15 protein-coding genes are annotated in these 20,344 nt (G+C 44.2%); 8 read left to right on the top strand and 7 right to left on the bottom strand.

Translation table 11 applies throughout. The annotated features are described in order from the left end of the window. Positions 1-2 precede the first annotated feature (2 nt). The 3 genes from WCM76_13635 to WCM76_13625 all read right to left on the bottom strand — a co-directional run bounded on the left by WCM76_13635 (position 3) and on the right by WCM76_13625 (position 6,014). Positions 3-1,973, bottom strand: a complete 1,971-nt coding sequence (locus WCM76_13635) for a tetratricopeptide repeat protein (protein ID MEI6766670.1) — start codon at positions 1,971-1,973, stop codon at positions 3-5. A 23-nt stretch (positions 1,974-1,996) separates the two neighbouring features. Continuing rightward, a complete protein-coding gene (locus WCM76_13630; GenBank protein ID MEI6766669.1) occupies positions 1,997-3,142 on the bottom strand; it encodes an ATP-binding protein in 1,146 nt (381 codons plus the stop codon). A 253-nt stretch (positions 3,143-3,395) separates the two neighbouring features. Then, positions 3,396-6,014, bottom strand: a complete 2,619-nt coding sequence (locus tag WCM76_13625; GenBank protein MEI6766668.1) for a choice-of-anchor L domain-containing protein — start codon at positions 6,012-6,014, stop codon at positions 3,396-3,398. A gap of 235 nt (positions 6,015-6,249) precedes the next feature. On the opposite strand from WCM76_13625, the gene WCM76_13620 reads away from it, so the two are divergent. Further along, positions 6,250-6,732 (top strand): GNAT family N-acetyltransferase, encoded by a 483-nt coding sequence (locus WCM76_13620; protein MEI6766667.1) that lies wholly within the window; start codon positions 6,250-6,252, stop codon positions 6,730-6,732. Positions 6,733-6,762: 30 nt separating this feature from the next. Here the strand turns inward: WCM76_13620 and WCM76_13615 are convergent, their stop codons facing one another. Next, positions 6,763-8,265 (bottom strand): glycine-rich protein, encoded by a 1,503-nt coding sequence (locus WCM76_13615; GenBank protein ID MEI6766666.1) that lies wholly within the window; start codon positions 8,263-8,265, stop codon positions 6,763-6,765. A 261-nt stretch (positions 8,266-8,526) separates the two neighbouring features. On the opposite strand from WCM76_13615, the gene WCM76_13610 reads away from it, so the two are divergent. From WCM76_13610 to WCM76_13590, 5 genes are all read left to right on the top strand, one after another. Continuing rightward, entirely contained in the window at positions 8,527-10,035 is a 1,509-nt protein-coding gene (locus WCM76_13610; GenBank protein MEI6766665.1) for a glycine-rich protein, read from the top strand. Then, positions 10,035-10,796, top strand: coding sequence for a sulfite exporter TauE/SafE family protein (locus WCM76_13605; protein ID MEI6766664.1), 762 nt, complete (start codon positions 10,035-10,037; stop codon positions 10,794-10,796). The genes WCM76_13610 and WCM76_13605 overlap by 1 nt, the downstream gene beginning before the upstream one ends. Before the next feature lie 134 nt (positions 10,797-10,930). Then, positions 10,931-12,490, top strand: coding sequence for a glycine-rich protein (locus WCM76_13600; GenBank protein MEI6766663.1), 1,560 nt, complete (start codon positions 10,931-10,933; stop codon positions 12,488-12,490). Positions 12,491-12,518: 28 nt separating this feature from the next. Beyond that, positions 12,519-13,274, top strand: a complete 756-nt coding sequence (locus WCM76_13595; GenBank protein MEI6766662.1) for a DUF1566 domain-containing protein — start codon at positions 12,519-12,521, stop codon at positions 13,272-13,274. A gap of 70 nt (positions 13,275-13,344) precedes the next feature. Then, positions 13,345-14,817 (top strand): PKD domain-containing protein, encoded by a 1,473-nt coding sequence (locus tag WCM76_13590; protein ID MEI6766661.1) that lies wholly within the window; start codon positions 13,345-13,347, stop codon positions 14,815-14,817. 45 nt (positions 14,818-14,862) lie between these two features. Here WCM76_13590 and WCM76_13585 read toward each other — a convergent pair whose 3' ends face one another. Then, on the bottom strand, positions 14,863-15,630 hold the full coding sequence (locus WCM76_13585; GenBank protein ID MEI6766660.1) for a T9SS type A sorting domain-containing protein: 768 nt from the start codon (positions 15,628-15,630) through the stop codon (positions 14,863-14,865). Between the two features lie 270 nt (positions 15,631-15,900). Here WCM76_13585 and WCM76_13580 point away from each other — a divergent pair, with 270 nt between their 5' ends. Both WCM76_13580 and lepB read left to right on the top strand, forming a co-directional pair. Further along, positions 15,901-16,662, top strand: a complete 762-nt coding sequence (locus WCM76_13580; protein ID MEI6766659.1) for a DUF1566 domain-containing protein — start codon at positions 15,901-15,903, stop codon at positions 16,660-16,662. 4 nt (positions 16,663-16,666) lie between these two features. Further along, positions 16,667-17,215, top strand: a complete 549-nt coding sequence (lepB, locus tag WCM76_13575) for a signal peptidase I (GenBank protein ID MEI6766658.1) — start codon at positions 16,667-16,669, stop codon at positions 17,213-17,215. On the opposite strand, the gene WCM76_13570 is transcribed toward lepB, so the two are convergent. Next, positions 17,205-18,812: an NADP-dependent glyceraldehyde-3-phosphate dehydrogenase gene (locus WCM76_13570; GenBank protein ID MEI6766657.1), complete on the bottom strand. Its 1,608-nt coding sequence runs from the start codon at positions 18,810-18,812 to the stop codon at positions 17,205-17,207. The two genes, lepB and WCM76_13570, sit on opposite strands and share 11 nt — an antisense overlap. Positions 18,813-18,837: 25 nt before the next feature. Then, positions 18,838-20,082, bottom strand: coding sequence for a metallophosphoesterase (locus WCM76_13565; protein MEI6766656.1), 1,245 nt, complete (start codon positions 20,080-20,082; stop codon positions 18,838-18,840). Positions 20,083-20,344 lie beyond the last annotated feature (262 nt).

The following is a 20,344-nucleotide window of genomic DNA, read 5'->3' as shown; positions in this document are numbered from 1 at the left end:
TATTATTTACAGTTGGCATCAATCGTTGACTGCACGCTTTTCAAACCCATTTCAAGCGCCTTGTTCCAGTCGGCACAGGCACCTTTTTTATCATTGCCGAAAAACTTTGCATTTCCACGGTTAGCATACGATTCTGCGGATGTGGGAGCAAGTTCGATTGACTTATCAAAATCGTCAATAGATCCTTTATAATCGCCGCTCAGCCCTTTCAGGCGACCACGTTTAAGATAGGCGTCGGCAACACCGGGCGATAGTGCAATTCCTTTATCATAATAGGCAATAGCGCTTTTAAGGTCTTTGAGGTTTTCTTTCGCAATAGCGCAAGCGTAATAAATATCCGGATTAACAAGCCCGAGTTCCAGTGCTTTGGTGAGGTCTGCCAGAGCTTCAGCATATTTTTTTTCGTTGAGGTTCGACATTCCTTTAAAATAATAAGCGTTGGCAGAAGTTGAATCGCTGCTTATAGTCTGTGAAGCGTCACTTATAACAGCTTTATAATTCTTCAGCGCATAATTTACATTTGCACGGTTCAGGTATGAATCTTTGAAACCGGGATTCAGCTCAATAGCTTTATTATAATCTTTCAGCGCCTGTTCGTACATTTTCTTATTGTATTCTGCGTTCGCACGGCCAAAATAACCGTAATACAGTTGCGGTTCCTTTGCTATCACATCATTCCATAAGGTAAGGTCATTCTGCCATACTTTTACGCGAGCGTAAGTATTCACAGAGAAAAATATCATCACTGCAGCGAAAAATAAGACCAATACCGACTGTATCATGCCGATGTATTTTGATTTTAAATCGTAGAAACGTCCGGTTACAACCGCCAGTAAAAATGCGAGCCCGATGTAAGGAATATATGCGTAACGTTCGGCTGCAATCTGTTGCCCGACAGAGACGGTCTTTATCATGAGCATGATGTTTGGCAGTAAAAACAGCAGTAATCCGGTGATGATATCTTTGCGATATTTAGGAAGAAAAATGATTAATACAACCAATGCTATAATCAACAAGGGCGAGAGATAATAAATCATTGGTAACAGCCCGCCTGTCGTGGTTGGGAAAGGGATGTATGCCGACAGATGAAGCGGTGCAAAGAATTTCACAAAATAAAATCCGATGGAATAAAATGAAAAAAGAACATTGTCGAAAAATGAAAAGGCAGTGCTTTGGGTACCCAAATCTTTTCTGAAATAGAATGAAACCATTAGAGCTGCGCCAGAAACCAGCAGGAAAGGTATTTTTTCTATCCATGCTTTTGTATCGTACTTGCGTGACAGGAAATAATCAACCACAAAAAACAGCAGCGGCAGCGTCATCGCCTGCGATTTGGAGAGTGCCGACAGCACGAACAGCAGCAGCGAAATAACCAGGTATTTGATGTTACGGTTGCGCTGAACATACAGCACGTAAAATAGCAGCGATGCAATGTAGAATAATCCGTACACCAAAGTACTTCGGGCCGAAATCCAGCCTACAGCCTCAACATTGAGTGGATGAAGCGCGAACAGTGCCGATGTAACCGCTGCCATATAGACATTTTTGACAAGTGCAAGTATCAACAGATACACTAACAAAACAGAAAGTAAGTGCAATAACAGGCTTGTGAGATGAGCCATTTTAGAACTGTTGCCTGCGATGGAATAATCGGTCATGTAACTTATCATCGTCATGGGAACGTACATGCCGAGGTATGATTTCGTAAAAACGGCCTGTATGTTTTTTGAAGTGAGGCCGCGGATATCAGCGTTCTCACTCACATTTTTATCATCGTCCCAGTAAGTGAGCGAATTTTTCAGAGTGCCGGAATAAATAACTGATGTTGCCATCAGGATAAGCAGAATTACGAGGTGTTTCAGATACTTGTTCTGAGCTTTAGGTTTTAATACTTCGGTTTCGGCAGTGTGTTTCATTGCTTTTTTGGTTGCCTTTGGGTGCTTTGCAATTTTTTGGGTAGTTGTCTTTGCCATATCCTTGCTGTTTCAATTGTGTGTTACTTTTGTATATCAGCTGAAAGTATAAAATCAAGGTAGTTATCACGGTTGATTACCTGAAATGGAACATCAGGGTAACCTTTCGAAAATGCGATGGGGATTTTTGATGTTCCTTTTCCCCAATTGCATTCGAAGGCGTGTATCTCATCTCCTGATACTTCAATTAAATCTATTTCCTGACCATCATAAGTGCGCCAGAAATAGTGAGCCTTATTCAGCCCCCTGTTATTATTCATCTTTATCCGTTCGCTCAGGAGGTAATTTTCCCATAGCAAACCTGTATCATTGCGCATAGAAAGAGGCGCGAAATTTCCGATAATGGCATTTCGAATACCGGTATCAACAAAATACCATTTACTGCCTTTACTAATTTCTTTTCTGAGATTGCGCGAAAACCCTTTGAGACGGAAAATGATAAAAACTTTGGATAACAGATCAAGATATTTTTCAACGGTTCCTTTACTCATTCCCAACTGCCGTCCTATTTCATCTAAAGAAACCTCTGTTCCAATCTGGAATGCGATCAGCTGCAATAAATCTTTCATTTTGCCGGAATTTCGCAATCCGTCAATTGAAAGAATATCCTTTAACAAATAGGCATTTACCATTTCCTGCAGGTATTCCCGCTTCTCGTCAAAACTGCTGAAAAATGCGGGCTCAGGGTAGCTGCCGCATATTAGCCGCGATTCGAGGTTTTGGCGTGTTTGCAATATGTTTTCATAGGCATTCAGTTCTTCTTGACTGAAAGGGAACAGCTGATAGGTCATACTCCTGCCAACGAGAGGCTCACCGGCATGATTTTTAAGATCAAATGAGGATGAGCCGCTTGCAATCACTTTGATACCCGGAATTTCATCAACAATAAGTTTCAATTTTTGTCCGATATCAGAGATATTCTGTGCTTCATCTATTACCAGTATTTCTATACCCTGAAGCAGCGTTCTGTAATTTGATATGCTTTTTTCTTCTAGCAAAAGCTTCGCATCATAATCTTCCCCGTTCAGCACCAGCGATTTCCCTTTAAAATCTTTTATCAGTTCTTTAAGCAGGACCGTTTTACCAACCCTCCTGGCGCCATAGAGCATAATAACTTTATTGGATTTTATCCGCTTTGATATTCTGTCCTGAAGGAAACGAGGTATCATTTTTTTACTTTATTTTACAATACAAAAATAGTAAAAAAGCAATTACAATGGCGAAATTAATATTAATTCAGCCATTATAATGTCGGATTTATCAAATAAAATTTCATTAATTTCGGTGAAATTGGTTGATATAGAATATTATAAGCGATAAATATTCTTTGTGTGTATGTGTAAATTGGAACAGCCCCGAATACAGATGATAAAAGTGGTGAAACTTTGCGAATTCTCAGGGGGATTTGTCTCAATAATATTCCTAAAGTACCAAAACGATACTTCCGCGATAGGTGTATTTTTTCCCGTTCAGGTCAAAGAGCTTGATTACATAAGAATAAACGCCCAGGGCTGCATCTTCAAAAACACCTTTATTATCAACTTTGCCATTCCAGCCATCGCCCCAGGTGGTCGAATAAAAAACCATTTTCCCCCAGCGATCAAATACACATACCGAATAATTATCTGCTGAAATGCCTGTTCCGACCGGAGTCCAGATATCATTCAATCCATTATCATCGGGTGTGAATGCATTTGGAATAAATACCGCAAACGGTTCCCGCAGTTCTACTGTAGTAATGGCAGAGGCTGTACAACCATTGGTATCTCTTACAATCAGCGTTACGTTATACATGCCCAGATTGTCATACTGATGATCTTGTTGCTGTCCGTAATAATAACCTGAACCATCACCAAAGCTCCATCGCCATTCGCTTATGTTGCCCGAGGAATTTCCGGTGAAATGAACTGCACCATCCATCAGCGTGAGTGCCGGAGGTGTTGCTGTAATAGATGCGCTGAGGCTGTTGTCGTCAGAGATAGTGCATGATGCGGTGCTTATGCAGGTGCCGTCAAATAAGGTAACTGTGTAGTTGCCTGCAGAAAGTCCGGTGGCTGTTTGCATTGTTTGTTGCGGGATACTGTTCCACAAAAAGGTATAATTTCCTGAACCGCCTGTTACCATTGCTGTAGCGCTTCCCTGCCCATTTCCGCAAAACTCATTTGTTGTAAGAATCGTTATTGATGGTCCGCCCGATTGTGCTACGTTGACAAGAGCTGAGGCCGTACATGAATTTGCATCACTTACTGTAACGGAATACGTGCCAACCGGAACATTCTGCAAAGCAGCACCTGTCTGGGCCGGATTGGTGCTCCAAATATAATTATACGGTTGCGTTCCTCCGGTTGCGGCGGATTGTGCACCGCCGTCAGACATGCCACATGTGGCGCCCGTGCTTCCTGTAATAGTTATTGAAGGACCGTTCAGATTGTTAATAGCAGCTGTTGCTATGCTTGTACAACTTCCGCACGAAACCGTTACTGTATAGTTTCCTGCCGATAATCCTGAAATATTTTGTGATGACTGCGACGGCGATGTATTCCAGATATAGGTCAGGGCTTGTGCACAGCTTCCGCTGACAGTGGCTGCTGCCGAGCCGTTCGTCTGTCCACAGGTAGCATAGGAAGTTGTGATGGTCGCATTGATACTGATAACATCGATAGAAATATCTGAGGTGGTTGTTTGTGCGCACTGGTCAGTAACGGTTACGGTATACACAATATCAGAAGTTGGATTCACTGTAATCTGAGGAGCGGCACCGGCGCCGTTGTTCCATAAATATGAGTATGTGGGGATGCCTCCCGTTACAATTGAATTTATCGTCAATGAAGAGCCGGAACAGATACTTGTATCGTTGCCGGCATTTACATTCAGCGGCGTATAATTTCCAATAAAAATTGTATCTGTAACTGTACCGCATCCGCTGATATAACTAATAATCACTGTTTCGGTACCTTCTGCAATGATGTCTGAATTCGGTGAAACGGCTACAGCAACTGAATCTTGCCCTGCAGGAATGGTAATACTGTTAGGTATTGCAGGATAATCGATACCTGAGGTTGCACTACCGCTAACGGTATAATTTATTATAATGGGTGAACTTGCCGGCGAGGGTACAGTAAATGAAAAATATCCGGAAGAACATCCTTCTATAGCTTGATTTCCTAAAGCAGGGTTGGAATATGACGTGCTTATTGACGGCGCATTGGATGTAAAACTGCTCGCTTCTAAAAACACACCGGAATCATACAAACCGTTGTAGTCATCGCCTACTGCAAGCTTTACATGATATGTCTGGCAGGGCGTAACATGGCACCATGCCGTGAGAGGCGTGGTGAAACCGTTGAAGGCAATAGTAGTTCCGCCAAGGGCTGTATTATCGACATAGTAAAACGGATAGCTGAGTGAAAGACATCCTGACGAAGCATAACTGCCCCCAGGCGAACCGTTGTTTACAGTGTTGATAGCAACCGGCAGTGCGGTTCCCGGGATACGGGCAATATTGTAATTGGTATAATTTCCACCTGACGGATTTACACCTGTGATAAAGAATCCGAATACATCATTGAAATGTGAGCACACATAATTCGGATATTCTTCGGACCCGAAGACATAGCGAAACTTGACCGTGTCAGATAAAGGAATAAAATCAAACTCAAGAATGCAGGCATCATAGGTGTTGCCGCCTCCGGTAAGTGCATCAAGCTGTGCGTCGCCCGGAAGGCCTAGATTTACATTCATGAAATACAAAGCAGGATGTGGGATTTGGCTGGCAGTGCCGGTGCAGAGCACAATACCATCGTTCAGTCCGAGGTTGGTTGTACCGCCGTTGGTGAAGGTTCCGCGTGATGCTGCTCCGCCTGAATAGGTAACGTTGGAAACGGTAACTCCACCGCCAAGAAGTGTATTCTGCACCATCTGGGCCGGTGTCATCGTTGTACTGATACCAAGCTGAGCAACTAAAATTGAAAAAGGATATCCTGATAAGACCAGAAAGAGCAGTGTGGTAAAAAGTAATTTTTGCGAAATCAGCCTTATCATAACAGGGCTTTGCTGAGTTTTTTTTAAGTGGGAGCAAAGGTACGGATAATTTACTGCTCTTGTACAGGTTAGGTATTATTTTAATGTTAATATGTGTGTGTGGAAGTGATATGTGTCAGTTCGTTTTTTAGACCCGAATTTGTTCGACAGCTCCCATTGTTGCATATAATTGATAATTTTGATGAGATTTTAATTCATACCGGGTGACGATAATATAGAAAATCATATCGCTATTATGATAACGATTGGAGAATTCAAACAGGGAACCGAACATGAGGTTTCACAGCTTATATCTTCTGTTTTTGATGAATTTGTAGCACCGGATTATACTGAGGGCGGTGTGAATTTTTTTAAAGAGTTTATTCGCCCTGAAAAATTTATGGAGCGCATCATGAAAGGCGATTTTATTCTTGTTGCTGCGGATGAAGATAAGATTGTCGGAATGATTGAAGTGCGGGACAATGATCACATTTCTTTATTATTTGTGGATAAGAACTATCAGCGCAGGCTTATTGCAAAAAATCTTTTTCAGGAAGCGCTGAAACATTGTCGCAGCATTGACCCGGAGCTTTCAATGTTCTATGTGCACGCATCTCCGTATTCAATTCCTGCCTATCATAAAATTGGATTTGCCGCTATTGGCGGGATGAAAGAAGCGAATGGCATCTTCTATCTGCCCATGGCAATGACGCTTCAGTCATGGCCTGCAGGAATATAAAAAAATGAAACTTACTTTAAATTTGACAGCTTACCAGGTGATGGTAAGTGACCCATTCCCTGAATTGGCTCCTTGTGTATGCGTTACATTGGATGTTCCGGTACCTGTATAACTGCTTCCACCTCCTGCACCGTTGATTTGCATACCGCCGCCGCCATAGTAACCGCCACCGCCACCGCTTCCACCGGATGATGTGCAACTGCCTGACCCGGTGATGCCATTGCCTCCCTGACCAAGTGAGCCATTCTGAGCGTAAGCGCCGGGCGCACAGGCACCGTTGTTGTACAAGCCGCCATTTCCACCTGCCGATTGCGTACCTCCTGTGGCCCATACACCTGCCCCGGGAGTTGAACCTTGCCCGCCGGTGAGACCACCGCCGGCACCACCGCTACCCTGTCCGGAACCCGCGCCGGCACCCGCTACTACAACGCGGTCTGAGAGAGCTGTTCCGTTCACACGAATGTCTGTGGCACCACCACCGCCTCCGCACACATTGCTCGATACGGGTGCAGAACCCCCACCATTATATCCTCCATAACCAAGCAGTGTGCTGCTTGATTGCTGACCTTGCTGGCCTACAAAAATATTAAGAGTACTACCCGGAGTTACGGCCAGTGTGCATTGGACCCGACCACCTAAACCGCCTGCCGCACCATAGCTTGCACCGCCCTGTGCGCCGTAGGCATCAACTGTAATTGAAGTGATGCAACCCGGAACGGTCCAAGTCTGAGCACCACCGGTATAGCTGAATGTTTGCGAGCTGTGTGTGCAGTTTACAACGGAAACATTTGTCTTTGTAGTATCGGAAATACAACCGTTCTGTGTTACAATAAGACTTACCAGATAGGTACCGGTACTGGCCCATGTAACGGAAGGGTTTTGCACTGTGCTTGATGCCGGGCTTCCGCCGGTAAAGCTCCAGTTATACGAAGCTCCCGTCACTGTCGGACTAAAGGTTATGGCCTGTCCTATATTTGGGCTTGAAGGTGAAAATGTGAAAGTGGAAACCGGTTTCTGAGTTACGATGACGTTAATCGATGTTGCATTGCTCACGCATCCGTTCGTACTAGCAATTACTGAATAAGTGCCCGACATGGCTGTAATGGCATTGGGTATTTTGGGATTTTGAAGGGTGGAGGAAAAACCATTGGGGCCGGTCCAGGAATAAGTAGCATTCGGAATAAATGTTGCGTAGAGTTTAATTGAGTCGCCGGAGCATACAGCGCCATTGCTTGTAACAACGGGTGTCGGAGGCGCAATACAATTCCCGCAGAGCTCAAACCAGTTTCCGCCACGATAAAAATTAAAGCAATTGGTTGTGATATTAAAAATGAGCAAGCCATTTGCCGGACTCACAATTGCGTTGCGTTCGGTAGTTGTAAGGCGAGGGACAAGCATGCCTTTATCATTGAAGCTTACATCAAGTCCTGCTGATGGATCCGGGGGATTGCCTGTACTATTAATACCTGTTCCCTGAGCAAAGTTTATCAATGAAGATAAGACTATTACGAATGTTAAAAATAGTGAACGCATAGAACAAAATTTGGGTAGAATATTGTTTACACTCTTGAAAATTAAAATTTTTATGCCATATATTATTTGGCAAATTTAGTAAAACTTCTATTTGTTTGCTAAGTAAGTAATTATTCATATATGACAGAAATATTACATTATCGACGCTGTTCAGGTGTTATTTCATGGCTATTTATTCAGTGGGTTTTCATAATTTTGCACATTATGCTGCCATTTTAGACGTAGTACATAAACTCAAAATTTACAACAACTCCTTTTCATATGAAAAACTATTTTAAAGTTTCTTGCGGTGTACTTCTTATTCTGGTATTTATTTTGGTTTCATTCAACGCCAATAGTCAGGGAACTGCAGTGAATACTACCGGTGCCGGGCCGGATAATTCCGCAATATTTGATGTGAGCAGCACACAGAAAGGGATGCTGATTCCGCGAATGACGGAGCAAGAGCGCAATGCCATTGTGAATCCCGCCAATGGATTAACCATACTGAATACTACGAGCAATTGTTTTAATGTTTACCTCAATGGATATTGGACACAACTTTGTCCTAATTGCATTGCTCCTGCTGCACCAACTGCCAGCAGTAACGCACCAATTTGCAGTGGCGACACGCTCAGATTATTTGCAAGCACGGTGCCCGGAGCAACTCAGTATTCATGGACCGGACCCAATGGTTTTTCCTCCACAGCACAAAATCCAAAAATTCCAGGTGCTCTTTTGGGCGGTATTTATCAGGTTGCTGCTTCAAATGGAGTGTGCACAGGTAATTCCGGGAGTATAACTGTAACTGTAAATCCGGTTCCATCCTCGGCATTTACAGCCAATCCATCAAGTCCGATTATTAATGTGGCTTGTGTATTTAATCCGTCGTTAACAGGTGCAACTTATAGCTGGACATTCCAGTCGGGCAGTCCGGCTAGCAGTACGTCACAAAATCCATCTGTAATCTGGAGCGCAACCGGAACGTACAATGTTTCGTTGACGGTTTCACAGAACGGATGTCAGTCTACTACAAATTCTCAGATAATTGTGAACAGTTGTTATAACCATGGTCTGAATCAGGTGTTTTCGTACACCGGTGCAATGCAAACATGGACTGTACCTGCCGGAATTTGTACAGTGACTATTGAAGTATGGGGTGCTGAAGGCGGTGCCGGTGGAGGCAACTACCAGTTAGGCGGTTTGGGCGGATATGCTACAGGTACTTTGAATGTTACTTCCGGCCAGGTGATGAATATTTTTGTTGGTGGCAAAGGTGTTGACAATACTAACGGTGCGGCCGGAGGCTGGAATGGCGGTGGGGTTTCTGCCCAGGGTTATACCGGTTGTGGCGCAGCCGGATCAATGGGTGGTTCAGGTGGCGGTGGTTCCGATGTTCGCATTGGAGGCACGGCGCTTACTGACAGGATAATTGTCGCCGGTGGTGGCGGTGGCGGCGGAAATGATATTTCAACCAGAGCAGGCGAGGGTGGAGGAATTACCGGAGGCAATGGCGCCGGACCATATATGGGTTATGGTGGTACTCAGACTGCCGGAGGCACTCAGGGAACCTATTGTTATTGTACCTGTGCATCTGACGGAAGCTTAGGTCAGGGCGGATATGGTAATGCAAATGATGGCGGCGGCGGCGGTGGCGGATATTATGGCGGCGGCGGCGGCGGTAACAACGATGGCGGTGGTGGTGGCTCCGGCTATATAGGCGGCGTGCAGAGCGGAAGTATGCAAAACGGAATTCAATCCGGCAATGGTCAGGTAAAAATTAGTTATTAATGGAGTTTCAGCATCTCCTCATTGCAGGCATTGCGGCTTTGGCAGCCGGTTTTGTAAATGCTGTTGCCGGTGGTGGTACTCTTATAACTTTTCCGGTTCTAATTGCCCTTGGTGTCAGTCCGGTTTCAGCTAACGTTACAAATACTATTGCTCTTTGTCCGGGCTTTTTCGGCGGAACTTTTGCCCAGCGACATGACATCGCCTCGCTGAAGGAACGTTTTTTGGTACTGATGCCTTTCGGTATTGCCGGCGGTATTGCTGGCGGGCTTCTGTTGCTTCATACAACGGAATCATCTTTCAGGGTGCTGATTCCTTACCTGATACTTTTTGCAAGTATATTACTTGCAGTACAAAGCCAACTTAAAAAAATAATTACCCGAAAGAATCGTAGTGCTGTTCCTTCTTTTATTCATAAAGCAGGCACTTTTCTGCTTATTTTTCTGGCTTCGGTTTATGGTGGTTACTTCGGGGCCGGTTTGGGAGTAATGCTCATTGCTGTTCTGGGCTTGGTTTACAACGATAATATAAACAAACTGAATGCGCTGAAGCAAGCACTTTCACTTTGCATCAACCTTACGGCAGCTGTCTATTTTGCATTTTCCGGTAAAGCACAATGGTCGTTCGTAATAGTGATGGCTGCAGGTGCTTTGGCGGGTGGAACAATAGGCGGAAAGCTTGCGCGCAAAATGAATCCCGGAATTTTCAGATGGCTCATCGTGTGCACCGGTATCATCGTCAGTCTTTTCTACTTCTTCAAATAGGGATTATCTGAATATTTAATTTAATTTATCGGGTTTCCTTATCTTTGCCTGAAGAACGAGCTGTTCATTTCAGCCTGAGAAATAGTTTGAGAAGGCAAAAATCAACATTAGGAAATTTATTAAATAACGGAATCATGAACTCCAAAACTACAGGTAAAACAATTACTGGTGTAATTCTCTCATTGATGCTTTTAATAAGTTACTCATCACTTTTCGGTCAGGGTGCCGCAGTTAATACTTCCGGGGCGCCTCCGGACAACTCTGCGATTTTTGATGTGAGCAGTAATCAAAAGGGTATGCTTATGCCACGCATGACTGAGCAGGAACGCAACGCAATTGTAAATCCGGCCGATGGATTATTGATATTTAATACCACAACAAAATGTATTAATATTTACACAAATTCATTCTGGGGGCAGATTTGTCCTAACTGCATACCTCCGGGCACTCCGGTAGCTTCGAACAATGGTCCTCATTGTTCCGGTGACACATTACGTCTTTTTGCCAGTACGGTCCCGGGAGCGACTGCGTATTCATGGACAGGTCCAAACGGATTCACATCTTCTGCTCAGAATCCGATAATTATAAATGCAGGCGTTTTATCTGCCGGAACGTATCAGGTAACTGCACTGAGCAATACCTGCTCAGGAAGCCCTGCGTCTACTTCTGCTATTATAAGCCCTGTACCAGCATCTACTTTTTCATCTGTACCTTCTTCACCATCAATTAACCAGAATTGTACCTTTTCACCAACACTCAGCGGCGCATCTTATTCGTGGACTTTCCAAAGTGGAAATCCTTCAACAAGTACACAACAAAATCCTGTTGTACAATGGGCGAATACAGGTACGTATAATGTGTCGCTGACCGTAACCCAAAATGGGTGCTCATCAACAACAACTTCTCAGATATCAATCATCAGTTGTTATGTTCATAATCAAAGCCAGACTTTTACAGCCACTGGTTCGATTCAAAACTGGATAGTTCCAGCAGGCGTATGTTCGGTAACGATTGAATGTTGGGGCGGTCAGGGTGGAAAGAATGGAAACAACCAACAATTTGGAGGTCTGGGTGGTTATGCTACTGGTTCACACGTTGTGAATCCCGGCGACAGCCTGTTCATTTTTGTAGGGCAGAGTGGCGACAATGGCGGTTTCAATGGTGGCGGAAGTTGTATCGGAACCTATGCCGGAGGTAAAGGAGGCGGAGCTTCTGATGTGCGAATTGGCGGAAAAACACTGAATGACCGCATTATTGTTGCGGGTGGCGGTGGCGGTGCTGCCGGCTATAGTGGCGGTTATGGCGGATGGCAAGGCGGTCAGGGTGGTAATGGGGGTGGCTCGAATGGAGATCCGGGCATTACAAATACACCCTACGGAAGTGGCGGAAGTCCGGGTGGCGGAGGTACACAAACTGCCGGCGGCGTGTATGGAACTGATGGTGGAAATTCAGGCGGATGCATCACGGGAACAGCCAGCTCGTTCGGGCTTGGCGGTCGTGCCGGAGGTAATACCAACGACTGTGGCAGCGGCGGCTCGGGCGGTGGCGGATGGTATGGTGGCGGTGGTGGCGGATTTGGCAACTGCGGCGGCGGCGGTGGCGGCGGTGGCTCGTCATACATTGGTGGCGTAACCGGCGGCTCTACTACGTCAGGTTCTCAATCAGGCGACGGTTCAGTGAAAATAAGCTACTAGAATAATTTATCGAAATTAAAAAATGGGAATGAAAATTAAATTCATCTTTCTGATCAGTGCTTTTATAATAGCAAGCGGAACTTCACGTTTATTTGCTCAGGGCGCAGCCTTTAACAATACCGGCGCTCCTGCTGATCCTTCATCAATGCTCGATGTAACCGGCTCAAACAAGGGCGTTCTGATTCCCCGTGTCGCCCTGGCAGATTCGTTGGATGCAACAACAATCCCTTTGCCTGCACAGAGTTTGCTTGTTTATAATACCAATACGGTGAATGGATTGGTTCCGGGCTATTACTATAACCGTGGAACTACAACATCACCCAAGTGGACGCAGTTACTTCCCAACCCGGCAAGCGTTGATTTGAATATGAACGGACATAAAGTGGTCAATGTAGCAACCTGCACGAATAATCCCGATGCAGCAAACAAGGCTTATGTTGATGCACAAATTGCACTGGTTGGAGGTAGTTCACCATCCTGTTGCATGCCTAGCATGATAAGTGATGAATCATCATCAACGATGAACCTGCGAATGGCATGTGAGTATTGCCGTACACTAACTGAAGGCGGTTTTACCGACTGGCACCTGCCGACTTTTCATGAACTGATGTATGTGCTTTCTTCTTCGTCGGCAACGATTGCAAATGATGTCTCACCAAACTATATTTGGATTGGTGATTATGATACACAGTATGGAACGTATATTTATCAGATGCGATTTTCCGACGGTGATATTATCCGTATGTATGCAACGTCGAACGGACGGACACGTTGTGTAAGATGACGGTTGCATTTTGTTATAAACAATTACCAGTTGCTTTGAAAATATTATGCCTGCTAATAATTTTAAATTAATGAAAAAGATATTTTACGCGTTTGCACTGATTATTTCAATAATCTTTTCACAATACAGGGTTTCCGCGCAGGGTGCTGCGGTTAATACATCTGGAAACGCTGCTGACCCTTCAGCAATCTTCGATGTGAGCAGTAACAGTAAAGGCATGCTCATGCCACGCATGACCACCACCGAGCGTAATGCAATAACAAATCCGGTTGAAGGACTTATCATTTTCAATACAACCACCAAATGTTTCAACTTTTTCAAGAACGGTATATGGTTTGAATTGTGTGGAAATTGTGTTCCTCCTCCTGCACCTGTTGCATCAAATAACGGACCCATATGCAGTGTAGATACACTGAAACTTTTTGCTACGACGATTCCGAACGCAACTTATAGCTGGACCGGGCCGAACGGCTTCACTTCCTCGCTTCAAAATCCGGTGATACTCTTTGCCGACAGTACCAAGAGTGGCACTTATTCCGTGACCGCCAGTGTACAGGGGTGTACAAGCACAGTGGCAACAACACTTGCAAATGTCAGCACCATACCGTCATCTGCTTTTACCTTCAGCCCTTCGCCTGCCGTTGTGAATATTGCTACTGTCTTTACTCCTGCTGTGGGCGGAGCAACCTATTCATGGACGTTTCAAAATGGAAACCCGGCAACAAGTACTGCCCAGAACCCTTCTGTGCAATGGACAGCTACAGGAAGCTATACTGTTGGACTTACCATAACGCGCAATAGTTGTACGGCATCTTCAGCACAACAGGTAAGTGTAACCAATTGTTATAATCACAGTCAGTCATTGACGTTTAATTATACCGGTAGTTCACAATCATGGACGGTTCCGTCAGGTGTTTGTAATGTTACCATTGATGCTTATGGTGCTCAGGGCGGCGATAACCCTGCACGTACAGGCGGATTGGGTGCGCAGATTAAAGGCGATTTCAGCGTTTCGTCAGGTCAGGTGATAACTGTAATCGTTGGAGCCAAAGGTCAGTCGGGTATTGCTTACAGCGGATATACCGGTGGCGGCGGAGGTGGCGGAACAGGCGCCGTAATTGGTTCAACGGCTCTTGTTATTGCCGGAGGTGGCGGTGCCGCCGGTCATCAAAATAATGGTTTGCCCGGATTGACCGGAACAAGCGGCGGCTGCGGTTTTAATCAGGGAAATCCTTGTTTCACGGGCGGCAGCGGCGGCGCGAACGGAACAAATTCTAACTGTGCCGATGGCGGTCAGGGATGGAATAACGGTGTTCCATCAAACGGACTTTGCAGGACCCAGTGTGGTGGATACGGATTGGGTGGCGGCGGTGGTGCATCATCAACTCAGGATCATGGCGGCGGCGGTGGCGGTGGCTACAGCGGCGGCGGTGCCGGATGGGATGGTGGAGCTGGTGGCGGTGGCTCTATAAATAACGGAACCAATCAAACCAACACCGAGGGTGTTCAGTCGGGCAATGGTCAGCTAATAATTTCGTGGTAAGTAAGTCATTACCTTTTAAAGTAATTATTACTCAAAGGCTCTTCACTATCTGGCAACCGAGAATCTTGTAAACGAGGTTTTGGTTCCTTTCTGATATTTGAGAAAATACATGCCCGGCGAAACTGTGGTGACGTCAATAGTTATATTTTCCCTTTCGCTCGTTATTGCCTGAACTACTTTTCCTGATAAATCTATTAATTCAATTTCAGCCATGCCTTCTTCTTTTTGTTCTATGACTGCAGCATCAGCTGCCGGGTTCGGATACACATTAAAATCGGAAGCGCTATTACCCGAAAGTCCTGCAGAAGATGGTAATATAAATACAGAAAAATCTGCAGCATTACCATACGTGAGCGTATCACATGGCTCAGGCACATGGGTCATCCAACTGGTTCTGAAACGTAGGCGGTGATAACCCTCTTTGGTCCCTTCAGGAACGATAATAGTATTTGTGTATAATGTGCTGTCGAAAGTGCATTCAAAATTACGGATAAGAATTTCGGTACTGTCAAAAACATAATCATCATTCATATCAATCCATACTGAAACATTGACACCCGAATAACCCGATTGTACCGAAATTGGATAGGGAACACCCGCCTCAAGATCGGTTGACTGAATGCTGTAATCTTCGTAGTAGCCCCTGTTCCATGAGCATTCAAGAGATTGGTGAATCGTGTTCAGCCTGAAAGAAATCAAGCCATCACCATACCCACACCCTGTTGAATACACTGGCTGGCAATACTGAGCATGAACTATGCCCGTGCCGAAAATCAATATCATTACCGGAAATATCAGGAATAGTTTTTTCATAGAAGAATATTTAGGAAATGGTTATTGCTAAATTAGATATCTAAAATTGCGAACAGGTGAAAATCGACGGAAAGTTGTTCCCGTTTTTTTAACAATCAGACAATTGGCGTCAAACTTGGATTTCAGAACTTTTACCGTCCATATATACATGGATTTTAAGTTCGTAAGGTGGATAATTTCAGGTAGGATTTTAACATTTAATCACCTATTTTTGTCAAATCGAAGATTTCGGTTGCAACTTTGCCAATTGTTTTATTAATCTGGTTTGAAATGAAAAAATTACTGAAAATATTTCTACGCATTTCATTAGCTTTGGTTTGTTTATGCTTAGCTACGAGGGTATTTCCGCAGGGGGCTGCGGTGAACCTTACAGGCGCGCCTGCCGATAATTCTGCTGTTTTAGATGTTTCATCGTCCAACAAAGGGATGCTCGTGCCGCGTGTTGCGCTGATTGATACAGTTGATGCGGTCACAATTCCACAACCGCAGGTTTCATTATTGGTATACAATACGACTACCGGAAATGGTCTGGTACCCGGTTATTATTATAATTCAGGTTCGCAGACTTCGCCCAAATGGTCGCAGCTTATGCCGAATTCTGCCAACAGTGCGCTTGATATGTCCTTACTCAAAATTGTAAATCTTGCTACCTGTACTGATAATCTTGATGCCGCCAATAAAGCTTATGTTGATGCCCAAGTCGCCCTTGTTGGCGGTTCGGGAGGTCCGGCAATGCCTACTATGATTAGCGACCAGTCGCCTGCAGCCATGAATTTTAGAGGTGCCTGCGATTATTGCCGCACTCTTGCCGAAGGTGGTTATACGGACTGGTATCTGCCTACTTTTCAACAATTTTGGTATGTTATATCTTCGACTAACAGCGCTATTCTCAATCCGACATCTAATACTTATTTATGGGTAAATGACCCTGACGGAGGTGGCGGCTATTATATCCAAATTGTGAATATTTTTGATGGGTCATCCGCCAGAGAAAGCGGCTCCAATTCTCACTATGTGCGCTGTGTAAGATAATTTTATGAGAGTCGGAAAAATCAGTATCACTATAATATTTTCGATGCTTTTTATAGCGCATCAAAATTTGAATGCGCAGGTAGATTCATCGTGTATTACGGCCATCCTGCAAAAACAAGTTACCGGTACTTCCATGGAAGGGGTGGTGAGTCAGGGTTCAATGGTGTACCTGTACGAAAGTTTTTATAAATGTAATTCCGTTGGCCGCGATGATGTGGTGTGCTATGATTATGCCGGCTCTAAAATTCCAATAATTAAAATGGCCAAAGGATTGCCGGGCGATACGTTTTCATTTCCAATGCTTGATGCTTCGCTTCATTGCATCATGATAAATGGCGATACACTTAAAGAAGCTGGCGGAAATCCCTACAGCTTAAACGCATCGCGATATAAGCTGCTTGCCTTGTACGAAAATGAGTTTAACGGTATAATCCCTAAAGATACCTATTTATTACTGGGCTCACATTCGGGAACTACTGATAGCGGTCGCTTCGGGTTTATAGGCCGGGGCGATTTGCTTGGCAAGATTGTATATCCCAAGATTAAAAAATAAAATCAGTACTCAGAAAATTTGATTTATTCTCACGGATAATCTCTTTTACAAGTGCATTATTCGTCGGGCTCGATTTTGCTGCAACAAGTGTCCGGATAGAGAATACACGCAATGCATCAGACACGGATAAGGTGCCTTCGGCGGAATCTTTTCTCCCGGTAAACGGAAAACTGTCAGGACCTCTTTGGCACTGACTGTTAATATTTACTCGGCAAACCTGATTTACCAAGGGGTCTATCAGTTCCGAAATCTCATCGGCATCATTACCAAAAATACTTACCTGCTGTCCGTAATTTGAATTGATAATGTATTCAACCGGTTCATTGATGCTGCTAAAAGCAACCACCGGAACCACCGGTCCGAATTGTTCCTCGTGATAAACACGCATCTTCTCATTTACCGGGAACAGCACTGCCGGAAAGAAAACAGTCCGGTTGCAATTTCCTCCGTTCGCATTGATAATTTTTGCGCCGTATTTTTGTGCATCTTCAATGAGTGTATTCAGGTATTCAATTTTACCTGCCTCAGGAAGGGGTGTGATTTTAACATCTTTTTCCCATGGCATACCGGCTTTAAGTGCCGATACTTTTTCTGAGAATTTTGTTAAAAATGGCTCAGCAATACTTTCATGTACGAAAATTATTTTTAATGCGGTGCAACGTTGCCCATTGTAAGATAATGCACCCAGTACAACTTCTGTTGTTACCTGTTCAATGTCGGCATCTTTAAGTATAATTGCCGCATTTTTTGCTTCGAGGCCAAGTACACTGCGCATACGGTGCGGCTTTGGATGCTGATGTTTCAGGATATCAGCCACGCGGCTCGAGCCGATGAATGCAAGTACGTCTATTTTTCCGGATTCCATGAGCGGACGTATTACCGATTCGCCGTCGCCATAAACTGTGTTGATGACGCCCGGAGGGAACGATTCTTTGAATGCCTTCAATAGCGGCGAATGCAGCAGCACACCAAACTTTGGCGGTTTGAAAATAATTACGTTGCCCATGATAAGCGCCGGAATCAGGGTTGTGAATGTTTCGTTGAGCGGATAATTGTAAGGTCCCATACACAATGCTACTCCGAAGGGTGCGCGTCGTATCTGAGCCATAATGCCCTGTTCTATTGAGAAACGTGAGGATGTGCGGTCGAGCTCTTTTAGCGACTGTATTGTATCGCGGATATAATCAACCGTTCTGTCAAATTCTTTCTGTGCATCACCAAGCGTTTTCCCGATTTCCCACATCAACAACCTTACAACTTCTTCGCGTGTTTCCATCATCTTCAATGTAAAAAGTTCAAGATGATAAATCCGGTCTTCAACTGACATGGTTGGCCATAATCCGCGACCATGGTCAAATGCCGCTACTGCAGCATCAAGCGCGGCCATTGACTGTGCCTGTGTGAGCAATGGATAATGTCCTAAAAATTTCGGCGTAAGCGTTCCTTGTTCATTCAGGTAAACAGGCGACACAACATCCTGAAATGGACCATCCCACTTTAAAAGTTGCCCGTTAATTAAATACTCATTTTGGTGAACAGCTTTGTCTATGCGGTATTCAGCAGGAATATCCGACCATTGAGGAAATATATTTTCCATAAGAAAAGAATTGAATTTACTGCAATCAGTATATGGCTATTTTGCGTGCAATGATGCCGTTGGTTCCTGATACCTCAACAATATATATTCCGGCAGAAAGAAAATCAGCAGCAAACGTAATTAAATTTTCTTTACCGGAAGTTGCATTTGTTTTCGTCAGCACGCTTCCATTAATGGTTACCAACGATATTGTGGACACATCGCTATGACGAATATTTCGTAAATCTACAATGATGCGTTTTTGAGAAGCATTATAAAATACATTTAAATTATTGGCTGCATCAGTTTGAGCATGTTCGTTAAGGCCTGAGGGGTTAAGCTGCTGGGCATCGCCCACAGTAACAAAATTACTGTCGACGTTAATAATACGGTAGTTTCCGTATTCACAGGCGCCGGTTTGAATATAACGTGTGCCTCCGGTCCAGTTTTCGTCAACAACGCTTCCGTCGCGCGCTGCCACAACATTTTGATGCACATGTCCTGAGAGTGTAATGTCCACGTGATTGTTCTCGCAAAGATTCAGCAAAGCATCACGGTTATTCAGAATGCTGCCGTCGGCCGGGTCGAGCACCGTTCCTGTTGAGGGTGTGCCGTCGGCATTTGTTCCTAATGCATTTATCAGTGGATGATGCATCACAACAATTTTTTTCATGCCGGCGTTTGCCACCAGCTCATTTTGCAGCCAGTTCAACTGGCTGTTATCAATTCCACTTCCTTCTGAAGTGGTAATATTATTGTCTATCCAGATAGGTCGGAAAGATTCGGAACCCGAGCGCATCATGCAAATAGCTGCATTTTGATAATGAATCACGTAATCGGAATCAGGCGCTATTTGTGCCGTATAATTATCGATGGCAGAATTGGAAAGTGGAGGCGTAAGCAACAAATAGTAGTCATGATTGCCCGGCACAAAATACACAGGTATCTGTAAGGCTGAATCAATGAAATAGTCGCCGTTACCGGGATTTGAAATTGGTGAGGGAAACAGAAACTGAGTCAGTGTGGCATACATGCCGTTATTTAAGCCATTGCCAATGTTAGAAACATCACCGCTGACAACCACAAATGCAGGCCTGGGTTCCAGATGCCGAAGGGTTGAAAGCATTTGTGAAAAAACAACACCATTGATGTCTGAATTGTTGACATACGAATCACCATCGCTTACATGCAAATCTGTAAGGTGAACGAAACTGAATTGAGCAAATGATGTATTTATAATGAGCAGGCAAATCAATATCAGGTAGTGAGAGATTTTTTTTAGCGGCCGCATATTTGTTTTTTAAATTTTGTTCTGAAGTGTATACAATTCAATGAAGTTACAAAGATACTATTTTAATACTTTTTGTACATACTCAGATGGCTGTATCTCTTCATAAATTAGGGGAGCATAATGAAGATAGAATTGTGAAATAAGTCCTGGAATTAAATTAGATATATTTCATATTTAGAGCTTGTTATTTTCCGAAGCCGGGAATTATTTTCACTATTGTCCGATAAAAATACAGAATATTATTTTGCAAACCGCAACAAAT

Source organism: Bacteroidota bacterium (genome assembly GCA_037133915.1).
Classification (GTDB): domain Bacteria; phylum Bacteroidota; class Bacteroidia; order Bacteroidales; family CAIWKO01; genus JBAXND01.
The sequence above is the reverse complement of the archived record's forward strand: the minus strand, read 5'-3'. Positions and strand labels throughout refer to the sequence as shown.

Excerpts from the sequence above, each read along its gene's own strand:
- WCM76_13605 (MEI6766664.1), top strand. The coding sequence starts at position 10,035 with ATGGAGTTTCAGCATCTCCTCATTGCAGGCATTGCGGCTTTGGCAGCC.
- lepB (MEI6766658.1), top strand. The coding sequence starts at position 16,667 with ATGAGAGTCGGAAAAATCAGTATCACTATAATATTTTCGATGCTTTTT.
- WCM76_13585 (MEI6766660.1), bottom strand. The coding sequence starts at position 15,630 with ATGAAAAAACTATTCCTGATATTTCCGGTAATGATATTGATTTTCGGC.
- WCM76_13595 (MEI6766662.1), top strand. The coding sequence starts at position 12,519 with ATGAAAATTAAATTCATCTTTCTGATCAGTGCTTTTATAATAGCAAGC.
- WCM76_13610 (MEI6766665.1), top strand. The coding sequence starts at position 8,527 with ATGAAAAACTATTTTAAAGTTTCTTGCGGTGTACTTCTTATTCTGGTA.
- WCM76_13625 (MEI6766668.1), bottom strand. The coding sequence starts at position 6,014 with ATGATAAGGCTGATTTCGCAAAAATTACTTTTTACCACACTGCTCTTT.
- WCM76_13635 (MEI6766670.1), bottom strand. The coding sequence starts at position 1,973 with ATGGCAAAGACAACTACCCAAAAAATTGCAAAGCACCCAAAGGCAACC.
- WCM76_13620 (MEI6766667.1), top strand. The coding sequence starts at position 6,250 with ATGATAACGATTGGAGAATTCAAACAGGGAACCGAACATGAGGTTTCA.
- WCM76_13570 (MEI6766657.1), bottom strand. The coding sequence starts at position 18,812 with ATGGAAAATATATTTCCTCAATGGTCGGATATTCCTGCTGAATACCGC.
- WCM76_13630 (MEI6766669.1), bottom strand. The coding sequence starts at position 3,142 with ATGATACCTCGTTTCCTTCAGGACAGAATATCAAAGCGGATAAAATCC.
- WCM76_13565 (MEI6766656.1), bottom strand. The coding sequence starts at position 20,082 with ATGCGGCCGCTAAAAAAAATCTCTCACTACCTGATATTGATTTGCCTG.
- WCM76_13600 (MEI6766663.1), top strand. The coding sequence starts at position 10,931 with ATGAACTCCAAAACTACAGGTAAAACAATTACTGGTGTAATTCTCTCA.
- WCM76_13615 (MEI6766666.1), bottom strand. The coding sequence starts at position 8,265 with ATGCGTTCACTATTTTTAACATTCGTAATAGTCTTATCTTCATTGATA.
- WCM76_13580 (MEI6766659.1), top strand. The coding sequence starts at position 15,901 with ATGAAAAAATTACTGAAAATATTTCTACGCATTTCATTAGCTTTGGTT.
- WCM76_13590 (MEI6766661.1), top strand. The coding sequence starts at position 13,345 with ATGAAAAAGATATTTTACGCGTTTGCACTGATTATTTCAATAATCTTT.